We start from the raw sequence: 775 nt of genomic DNA, 5'->3' as shown, positions 1-775 counted from the left end.
ACCCGTGTGGGGAAGCCGTAGCGAAAGCGAGTCCGAATAGGGCGATTGAGTTGCACGCTCTAGACCCGAAGCGGAGTGATCTAGCCATGGGCAGGTTGAAGCGGAGGTAAGACTTCGTGGAGGACCGAACCCACCAGGGTTGAAAACCTGGGGGATGACCTGTGGTTAGGGGTGAAAGGCCAATCAAACTCCGTGATAGCTGGTTCTCCCCGAAATGCATTTAGGTGCAGCGTCGTGTGTTTCTTGCCGGAGGTAGAGCACTGGATAGGCGATGGGCCCTACCGGGTTACTGACCTTAGCCAAACTCCGAATGCCGGTAAGTGAGAGCACGGCAGTGAGACTGTGGGGGATAAGCTCCATGGTCGAGAGGGAAACAGCCCAGAGCATCGACTAAGGCCCCTAAGCGTACGCTAAGTGGGAAAGGATGTGGAGTCGCAGAGACAACCAGGAGGTTGGCTTAGAAGCAGCCACCCTTGAAAGAGTGCGTAATAGCTCACTGGTCAAGTGATTCCGCGCCGACAATGTAGCGGGGCTCAAGCGTACCGCCGAAGTCGTGTCATTGCAGCAATAGGGCCAACGCCCGCTGTGATGGGTAGGGGAGCGTCGTGTGCCGGGTGAAGCAGCAGCGGAAGCTAGTTGTGGACGGTTCACGAGTGAGAATGCAGGCATGAGTAGCGATACACACGTGAGAAACGTGTGCGCCGATTGACTAAGGGTTCCTGGGTCAAGCTGATCTGCCCAGGGTAAGTCGGGACCTAAGGCGAGGCCGACAGGC

1 rRNA gene is annotated in these 775 nt (G+C 57.2%); it reads left to right on the top strand.

Annotation, left to right across the window (positions count from 1 at the left end):
• Nucleotides 1-775, top strand: a 23S ribosomal RNA gene (locus tag IE207_RS32875); the annotation flags it as partial.

Source organism: Streptomyces cirratus, assembly GCF_014650775.1.
GTDB lineage: Bacteria > Actinomycetota > Actinomycetes > Streptomycetales > Streptomycetaceae > Streptomyces > Streptomyces cirratus.
This window is presented reverse-complemented; position numbering and strand designations above follow the sequence as displayed.